Consider the following 8,550-nt stretch of genomic DNA (forward strand, 5'->3'; position numbering starts at 1 on the left):
GGCTGAACCGGACGGGGCGGCTCGACCGGCCTTCGCCGTTGTTTCTGGACCTGATGGAAGCGAGCGATGGGGTGCACCGGGCGACCGGCGGGCTCTTCGATCCGACAGTTCAGCCGCTTTGGCAGGCCATCGCCACGGGCCGCGACCCGGATGCGGTACGGGCCGCAGTGGGTTGGGACAGGGTGCATTTCGATCCGGGCGCCGTGACCCTCGGCCCGGGGCAGGCGCTGACCTTCAACGGGATCGCGCAGGGGTTCGCGACCGACTGCATCGCCCGCCTGCTGGACGCACGAGGGCTGGGCGATACGCTGGTCAATATGGGAGAGTTCCGGGGGAGGGGCGGCCCGTGGCGCATCGGGCTTGCCGACCCGACCTTCGGGCTGATGGGGACGCGGAGCTTGCGCAACGGCGCAATCGCGACCTCCAGCCCCGCCGCGATGCTGTCCGACAGGGGCGGGCATATCCTGCATCCGGGCCATGCTGCACAATGGTCCACCGTTTCCGTCGAAGCCGAAGACGCCACCACGGCGGACGGCTTTTCCACCGCCTTCTGCCTGTCGCCCATTGGAGTGATACGCGGGGCTGCCGGACGCCACGGAATCCGGCGTATCACACTGATCGACACGGCGGGGGATCTGACGACCCTCTGAGAGCGGGTTCCGCGCTGCGCTTCAGGCCTTGGCCTTGCGTCCGAACCATCCACGTTTGGTAGGCTCCGCCGGGGGTTCCTGCGCATCGGTCACGGTTTCTTCGGCCGGTGGCGCGCCCACGGCATCGCGGAAGTTGTTGAAGAACTGGTCGGCCATCTTCTTGGCAAAGCCGTCGATGATCCGGCTGCCCAGTTGTGCCAGTTTGCCGCCCACCTTCGCTTCGACGTCGTAGTGCAGCAGGGTCTGGCCATCCTTCTCTTCGAGCCGCACGTCCGCGCCGCCCTTGGCGAAGCCCGCAGCACCTCCCTTGCCCTCGCCGGTGATGGTCAGGGATTGGGGCGCCACCATATCGGTGAGTTGAACCGCACCCTTGAAGGTCGCTTTGACGGGGCCGACTTTCTGGACCACGGTCGCCTCGAACCCCTCTTCGGCGGAGCCTGTCATCTCCTGACAGCCGGGCACGCAGGCTTTCAGGACTTCGGGGTCCAGCAGGGCGGCCCAGACGGTTTCGCGGTCTGCCGCGATCAGCTTCGTGTCACTCAGGTTCATGGAAAAGCCTTCCGTTTAATCTGGTTGGAGACTAGCAAAAAAGGGCGCTCGGCCATATGCGACCAAGGGCCAGCGCCTAGCGGACGGGCGGCTGAAAGCTGAGCCCGTAGGAGGCGAAGATCGCTTCGATCCGCCCGTCGTCGAGCGCCGCAAAGATGGCATCATCCACCGCATAGGCGAGGGCGCGGTAGCGGAAATTGACCGCCACCCCCAACGTCCAGCGGCTGACGGCGAAACCGGCCAGCGGGGGTTGATGAATGCCGAGCCTTTCGGTCACCCCGTGTTCAAGCTGGCCGAGCGGACCCATGGCGGCCTTCGTCTCGCCTGCGTCGAGCGCGGCCATCGCGCGGGCCATATCGGGATAGTGCATCACCTGGCCTGAAAGCTGACCGCCCGCAAAGGACGAAAGGTAGAAATCCGAAATCGAGTCGTTTTCAACCGCCACACTGTCGAAGCGGAAATAGGCGGGCACCGGTTTTTCATCCGGATAGGCGTCTTCGCGGTAGGCGATGGCGATGGACTCAGCGGCATACTGCCCGGTAAAGACCACCTGTTCCACCCGGCAGGCAAAGGCTGAATCGTAAGGCACCCGCATCATCGCATTGGACACCCGCCCGCCGATCACCGGACCCTTCCAGATGTTGTTGCGCAGGTCGGCTTCGAGGTTTTCGTCCGCCGCCACGAACGCGAACCGCGCCTCCACCCCGAGGCTTTCGGCGATGAGCGCCGCGATCTCTACATCCACGCCCCTTGGTTTGCCGGCCTCTTCCCAGCTGTAGGGCGGATAGTCTTCGTAGACGGCAAAGCGCATGTGGCCCTGCTCCACGATCGTATCGAGATCCTGGCCCACCTCGTCCCGGCCCGTGTTCTGGGGTTTTGGCTGCGGGATATATCCCGCGCAGGGGTCCGCGGCACGGGCCTGTCCGGCAAGGGAGAGGCCCGCAAGCAGGGAAAGGGTGATGAAAGCGAGACGCATGTTATTCGGCGGCCGACAATCCGATCGTGAGGATCTCTGCCGCGCGGTCGTAGCTTGCCTTGGTGCCGTCGATCCGCTCGGCGGCGCGAAGGGCGATTGAATCCGCCACCGGCGCGCCCGAAAGCGTTTCGATGCCGTCGCCCAACTCGTGCAACCGCGCGATGATGGCATCGGGGTCCGCACCGGTATCGTCGCCGGCATAGCCGGCAAGCTGGTCGCGGATCGCCTTCAGCTCATCCGAAACGGCATCCATGGCCTCCTGATCGGGGCGTGTTTCGATGTAGGTGCGGATCGCCCATGCTGCGTCCTGCCCCAGTGTTTCGCCGAAGGCGGGCATCTTGGTCACGCCATTCTGGGTATAGCCTTCGCGGAAGCGCTCCACATACCATTCGTCGCCATATTCTTCCGCTTCGAGGAACCGCAGATCGGGCGCCAACCCGCCGGAGATCGCCTCCAACCCGTGGCAGCGCGCGCAATTCTGGTTGTAGCCGGAGGCGCCGATCTCGATCGCTTCCTTCCAGGTTTCCTCGCCCACCTTGTCGGCGCGGTAGGGGTTTTCCGTCAGCCATTCGTCGCCGGTGTGCGGCAGGTTCCCGGTATCCACCGGCGATATGCCCAAGGGAAGCCCGGCGGCCATGGCGACGGTGACGCTGGCGCCCAAAAGCGCGGCCCCGATGGTCAATCTGCCTGTCGTTCCGGTCATGTCGTTCCTCCCTCAACCCGTGACGGGACCGGATTTAGCATGCGCCTCGGCGGCCAGATATAAGACCTTGGTCGTCGGGATGGACGAAAGTCCTATTCGACAGCATGGGGCGGGGTGTATAGCTTTCGAAAAGGGGGGAATATCTTGCGTAATCGGTTCTTTAACAGCTGGCTGGCCACGGTTCTCGGGATGCTGCTGGCGGCTGGTGCGCAGGCCGAAACCGTGATGAAGATCGGCTATCTCAAGGTCGATACGCCACGTCCGCCGGTCCTGTCCAACCTTGACCCTGTACCGGAGGATCTGGGCCTCGCCGGGGCCCGCACCGGGTTGGAAGACAACGCGACAACGGGGCGGTTTCTGGGCCAGACCTATACCCTGATAGAGGATCGCGTGCCCGAGGGGGGCGACGCGATTGCCGCGGCAAAGGCCATGCTGGCGCAAACGCCCTTTGTGCTGCTGGACGCGCCCGGACGGACCCAACTCGCCATCGCGGATCTGAAGGAGGCGCAGGGCGCGCTGCTTTTCAACGCCTCTTCGGGCGAGACTGCGCTGCGCAGTGAAAATTGCCGCGCCAACCTGCTGCACAGCCTGCCTTCGGATGCGATGCGCACGGATGCGCTGGCGCAGGTGCTCATGCAGAAACGCTGGACGGACCTTGTATTGATCGCGGGAACCCATCCCGAGGATCTCGCCTATGTCGAGGCTTTGCGCCGCTCGCTCACCAAGTTCGGTCTGAAGCTCTCAGACGAAAAGACCTGGGCCTTCGACGCCGACATGCGGCGCAACGCGGCACAGGAAGTGCCGCTCTTTACACAGGATTTCGGCGATTACGACGCGCTGATCGTGGCCGATGAACTGGGCGATTTCGGGCGCTACATTCTTTACAACACATGGCAGGCCCGGCCCGTGGTCGGATCGGAAGGGCTGAGCGCCGTGGCGTGGAGCCCCGTGATGGAACAATGGGGTGCTGCGCAGTTGCAGAGCCGGTTCACCAAGGCAGCGGGCCGGGCAATGATGCCGCGCGACTATGCCGCCTGGGCGGCGGTGCGCACCCTGGGGGAGGCTGTGACCCGTCTGGACAGCAGCGATCCCGCCAGCCTGCGGGGCTATATCCTGTCGGAGACTTTCGAACTGGCGGGCTTCAAGGGTCGTCCGATGACCTACCGAAGCTGGAACGGACAGTTGCGCCAACCCATCGCCGTGGTCCACCCGCGCGCGATGGTGGCGCAGGCGCCGCTGGAAGGGTTCCTGCACCGCGTCAACGAACTGGATACCCTCGGGCTGGATGAGCCCGAAAGCAAATGCGAGGCCTTCGAATGAACAAGCTGACCGCCGCGCTCCTTTGCGGAGCCTCTCTGACGGGGCCTGCCCTTGCGGATGAAATATGGGTGACCAATGAAAAGGACGATACCGTCAGCGTGATCGATACCGATACGCTGGAGGTCGTGCGCAGTTATCCGACGGGTGAGCGACCGCGCGGGATCATCTTTTCGAAGGATTATTCCCGTGTCTACATCTGCGCGTCGGACAGCGACGCGGTGCAGGTCATGGACCCGGAAACGGGCGAGATACTGCATGACCTGCCGTCGGGCGAAGACCCGGAGCAATTCGTGCTCCACCCCGATGACCGGCACCTTTACATCGCCAATGAGGACGACGCGATCACCACGGTGGTGGACACGCAGACGCGCAAGGTCGTGGCCCAGATCGACGTGGGCGTTGAACCTGAAGGAATGGCCGTTTCCCCCGATGGGAAGATCGCGATCACCACGTCCGAAACGACCAACATGGCCCATTGGATCGACACCGAAAGCCATACGCTCTTTGCCAACACGCTGGTGGACAGCCGCCCGCGCCACGCGGAATTTGCGAAGGACGGGACGGAATTGTGGGTGAGCAGTGAAATCGGCGGCACGATCACCGTCTTCGACGTGACGACGCAACAGGAACTGCACAAGATCACCTTCGACGTGAAGGGCGTACATCCCGACCGCGTGCAGCCTGTCGGTTTCGAATTCACCGAAGGTGACAGGCTGGCCTTTGTGGCGCTTGGGCCGTCGAACCACGTGGCCGTGGTCAACGCCCAAACCTACGAGGTGGAGGATTATATCCTCGTGGGGCGGCGGGTCTGGCATATGGCGTTCAATGCCGACCGCAGCCTTTTGTTCACAACCAACGGCGTCTCCGGCGATGTCACCGTGATCGACGTGGCGAAACGCGAGGCCAGAAAATCGATCAAGGTGGGCCGGTTCCCCTGGGGTGCTGCTTTCCGCCCGACCCCGTGATAGTCATCGCAGCGAAAAGAGGTATCCGATGAAAGTGAACTTGCCCCGCGGCATATGCGCCGCTGTGTTTCTGGCCCTGCCGCTGCCGACACCTGTGCTGGCCGATGAGGACACAGCCCGCCCCGATTTCGGGATCGCGGGCCTGCTGTCGGGCAGCAACAAGACCGATCTTCCGCCACTGACCCTGTCGGCCGGTGAGCCGCTGTCGGACGCGCCGTGGGAGCTTCGTTCTGGTGGGTATTATGAGGTGGAGATTACCTCTGACGGGTCTCAGGAACTGGCGCTGGTGGGTGCGCCCTTTCTCCGGGCGATCTGGATCGACGAGATCGTGATCGAAGGGCTGGAGATCCGGCCGCTCGGCCTCGACAGCGTGGAATTCGATGAGGCGGGAACGATGGAAATCGGCTTCGTCGCGATCCGGCCGGGCCAGTATTCCCTTCACGTCCCGGGAACGACGGGCGACACCCAGCGGGTAGAGATCACCATCAAATGAGCGGGCTGACCGTTTCGGGCTTGTCGCATGCCTATGGTCCGCGCAAGGCGCTGGACGACGTGGGCTTTGCCGTGGCGCCGGGACGGTTCTGTGCGCTTCTGGGGCCCAACGGTGCAGGCAAATCGACGCTGTTCGCGTTGATGACGCGGCTTCTGGTGGCGGGTGAAGGGCATATCGAGATCGCGGGGTTCGACCTTTCGCGCGAACCGCGCAAGGCGCTGGCCCGGCTTGGGATCGTCTTTCAGCAGACCACGCTGGACCTCGACCTGACGGTGCGACAGAACCTGCGGTATTTCGCGGCGCTGCATGGCCTGTCGGGGCAGGATGCCGACCGGGCGACCGATGCCGCGCTCGACCGGCTCGATATGACGGCGCGGGCGGATGAAAAGGCGCGCGCCCTGAACGGCGGCCACCGGCGCCGGACGGAAATCGCCCGCGCATTGCTGCATGCGCCTTCGGTCCTGCTGCTGGATGAGCCGACCGTGGGTCTCGACGCCGCGGCCCGCCGTGCGATCACCGATCATGTGCATGATCTGGCGGAGGAGGGGATTACCGTGCTTTGGGCCACCCACCTGACGGACGAGGTGCGCCCCGACGACCGGCTCGTGATCCTGCACCGGGGGCGGGTCATCGCCGACGGGCAGGCCCGCGAGATTGCGGGCGAAGCGGGCCTGTCGGACCGTTTCCTTCACCTGACGCGTGCCGAAGCATGAAGCCCTATCTCACTTCGCTCCGTGCCATTGTGCTGCGAGAGGCCTTGCGGTTCGTGCATCAGCGCGAACGGTTCATTGCCGCTCTGGTCCGTCCGCTGGTCTGGCTGCTGGTATTCGCAGCCGGTTTCCGCGCCGCGCTTGGGATCAGCATCATCCCCCCGTATGAGACCTATATCACCTATGAAACCTACATCGTGCCGGGGCTCTGCGGGATGATCCTGCTGTTCAACGGGATGCAATCCTCGCTTTCCCTAGTCTACGACCGGGAAATGGGTTCGATGAAGCTTTTGCTCACCAGTCCGCTGCCGCGTTGGTGGCTGCTCTTTTCGAAGCTGGCAGGCTCCACGGTCATTTCGATCCTGCAGGTCTATGCCTTTCTGATCATCGCCGCGTTTTTCGGGGTGCAGGCCCCGCCGCTCGGTTACGTCACGGTGCTGCCTGCGCTGATCGTCGCGGGGCTGATGCTGGGGGCGCTGGGGCTCTTGCTGTCGAGCTTCGTTCGCCAGTTGGAAAACTTCGCAGGTGTGATGAACTTCGTCATCTTCCCGATGTTTTTCCTGTCCTCCGCGCTCTATCCCTTGTGGAAAATGGCCGAAAGCTCGGAACTGCTTTACACTATTTCCCTTCTCAATCCCTTCACCCATGCCGTCGAACTGGTCCGCTTCGCGCTTTATCTGGAATGGAATATCGCCGCTCTGGGCTGGACGCTGCTGGCCACGGGCGTTTTCACCGCCCTGGCGCTTTGGGGCTATGATCCGGCCCGCAGCGGCGGCGCGCGGCGCGGTGTCTGAGTATATGCGACCATAGGAGTGCAGCCGAGGGGGTGTTTTCATGCTAGGATGCAAGGCATGAAACATATCGCTGTGATTTTCTGCCTTGCCGCCGCCCCGCTCGCTGCCGAAGAGCCGGGGCAATACGGCACGCTCAACCCCGACGAATTGACGTGGCAAAGCCAGATCGACAAGGCAAAGCGGGGGGAGACGAGCATGACGCTCTGCGCGAGCGGCTACATGCTGACGAAATCCGGCGATCACGCCGCGGCCCGCACGATTTTCGAGGCCTGCGCGCGGGACGGCTATACCGGTACGATGACGTGGATGAGCCAGTTGGACAACAATGGCTTGGGCGGTGAATACAACCCCGATGCCGCCGCCGAATGGGACCGCCGCGCGGCGGAGGCCGGGGACCCGGTCGGGCGGTTCAACTACGGGCTGGACCTGTTGCGCGGTCATGGGGTCTCGCAGGACGAAGCCCTGGGCCGGCGTTACGTCGATGCTGCAGCGGCGGATGGTCTGGAGATTGCGAAGCGCCTTCAGGACGCGGGCTATGACCCGGATGAGGTCACGCCCGACGCGGACAACTGGAAATACGCGCCGCTGTTCTGAAGCGCCCGGGCCTTATTCGATGATCAACGCCGGAAGCCAGTGGCTGTCAGGGTCCGTTTCGATGATGTCCTGATCCCGCAGGGGCCGCATTTCCCCCTCCGGGGGCGGTGCTGAGAGCAGGTCCATATCCATCTCATGCAATGTGCCGCGAAAGCCTTCGCCCTCCGGTTCGATCCGGTAGTAGAGGCCGTTCCACATATCGATCCCGTAATCCGTCCGGTCCTTCCACAAGAACAGCAGGTCATATTCGAGATCGGTCGTGGCCTCGGCGATGTTGCGGCGGATCGCGTAAGGATAGGGGACGTGACACCATGTCTTTTCCGCCCCTTCGAGGCAGCGGAACGGACGCATCGACAGGAAATGATCCGTGAAGGGTTCTTCGGCCATTCGAAGCGTGTAATTCCCGTCTTGGGCTACGTTCAGCGTGCCGATCCGTAGGCGCGTCCCGTCTGCTTCCTGCAGGAAAACGCCGCGCGTCTGTTCAGCCGCCACAGGTGAAACGCCAGCAAACGCGCCGACGCAGCAAAGCGCGAGACCGTGCAAGGTGATATGTCGTTTCATGGCGTCCTCCCCCTGCAAGCATAGGCAGGTAAGGCAAAACGCGCTCTGCGACAAAGGTCGCGGCCTGCGCGCGGGGCGGTACGACCAAGGTTCAATATCCCTGTGCAGGCTTTCATCGAATACTGCGGGCGGGTCGGATCGGACACGTCGAATACCGCGTGGCACCGGGAAGAACACAACGGGAGGAAACGACATGAACAGATTTATCATTGCGGTCACGGCTGCGCTGCTGGCC

At 63.5% G+C, this 8,550-nt stretch carries 11 protein-coding genes; 7 read left to right on the forward strand and 4 right to left on the reverse strand.

The window, feature by feature from the left end; translation table 11 throughout:
- Positions 1 to 650: FAD:protein FMN transferase (locus tag A3764_RS19590; protein ID WP_067951994.1), on the forward strand; the 650-nt coding region annotated here is incomplete at its 5' end.
- A 21-nt stretch (positions 651 to 671) separates the two neighbouring features.
- On the opposite strand, the gene A3764_RS19595 is transcribed toward A3764_RS19590, so the two are convergent.
- From A3764_RS19595 to pedF, 3 genes are all read right to left on the reverse strand, one after another.
- Positions 672 to 1,199 (reverse strand): CoxG family protein, encoded by a 528-nt coding sequence (locus tag A3764_RS19595; RefSeq protein WP_067924723.1) that lies wholly within the window; start codon positions 1,197 to 1,199, stop codon positions 672 to 674.
- A 76-nt stretch (positions 1,200 to 1,275) separates the two neighbouring features.
- Positions 1,276 to 2,175, reverse strand: coding sequence for a substrate-binding periplasmic protein (locus A3764_RS19600; RefSeq protein WP_067951996.1), 900 nt, complete (start codon positions 2,173 to 2,175; stop codon positions 1,276 to 1,278).
- Position 2,176: 1 nt separating this feature from the next.
- Positions 2,177 to 2,878, reverse strand: a complete 702-nt coding sequence (pedF, locus tag A3764_RS19605) for a cytochrome c-550 PedF (protein WP_067925278.1) — start codon at positions 2,876 to 2,878, stop codon at positions 2,177 to 2,179.
- A 189-nt stretch (positions 2,879 to 3,067) separates the two neighbouring features.
- Here pedF and A3764_RS19610 point away from each other — a divergent pair, with 189 nt between their 5' ends.
- The 6 genes from A3764_RS19610 to A3764_RS19635 are packed head-to-tail and all read left to right on the forward strand — an operon-like array spanning position 3,068 to position 7,754.
- Positions 3,068 to 4,198: an ABC transporter substrate-binding protein gene (locus tag A3764_RS19610; RefSeq protein WP_067925328.1), complete on the forward strand. Its 1,131-nt coding sequence runs from the start codon at positions 3,068 to 3,070 to the stop codon at positions 4,196 to 4,198.
- Entirely contained in the window at positions 4,195 to 5,163 is a 969-nt protein-coding gene (locus A3764_RS19615) for a YVTN family beta-propeller repeat protein (RefSeq protein WP_067925281.1), read from the forward strand. Before A3764_RS19610 ends, A3764_RS19615 begins: the two co-directional genes overlap by 4 nt.
- A 28-nt stretch (positions 5,164 to 5,191) precedes the next feature.
- Positions 5,192 to 5,656 (forward strand): hypothetical protein, encoded by a 465-nt coding sequence (locus A3764_RS19620; protein ID WP_067925284.1) that lies wholly within the window; start codon positions 5,192 to 5,194, stop codon positions 5,654 to 5,656.
- Positions 5,653 to 6,369 carry an ABC transporter ATP-binding protein gene (locus A3764_RS19625; RefSeq protein ID WP_067925287.1) on the forward strand — a complete coding sequence of 239 codons (717 nt, stop codon included), beginning with the start codon at positions 5,653 to 5,655 and terminating at the stop codon, positions 6,367 to 6,369. The genes A3764_RS19620 and A3764_RS19625 overlap by 4 nt, the downstream gene beginning before the upstream one ends.
- On the forward strand, positions 6,366 to 7,160 hold the full coding sequence (locus A3764_RS19630) for an ABC transporter permease (protein ID WP_067925289.1): 795 nt from the start codon (positions 6,366 to 6,368) through the stop codon (positions 7,158 to 7,160). Before A3764_RS19625 ends, A3764_RS19630 begins: the two co-directional genes overlap by 4 nt.
- Positions 7,161 to 7,217: 57 nt before the next feature.
- Complete coding sequence (locus A3764_RS19635; RefSeq protein WP_067925291.1) at positions 7,218 to 7,754, forward strand: tetratricopeptide repeat protein; 537 nt, start codon at positions 7,218 to 7,220, stop codon at positions 7,752 to 7,754.
- Positions 7,755 to 7,766: 12 nt separating this feature from the next.
- Here the strand turns inward: A3764_RS19635 and A3764_RS19640 are convergent, their stop codons facing one another.
- Positions 7,767 to 8,315 carry a hypothetical protein gene (locus A3764_RS19640; RefSeq protein WP_067925295.1) on the reverse strand — a complete coding sequence of 183 codons (549 nt, stop codon included), beginning with the start codon at positions 8,313 to 8,315 and terminating at the stop codon, positions 7,767 to 7,769.
- Positions 8,316 to 8,550: the final 235 nt, after the last annotated feature.

The sequence above is a fragment of the Sulfitobacter sp. HI0129 genome, assembly GCF_001635395.1.
Taxonomy (GTDB): domain Bacteria; phylum Pseudomonadota; class Alphaproteobacteria; order Rhodobacterales; family Rhodobacteraceae; genus Sulfitobacter.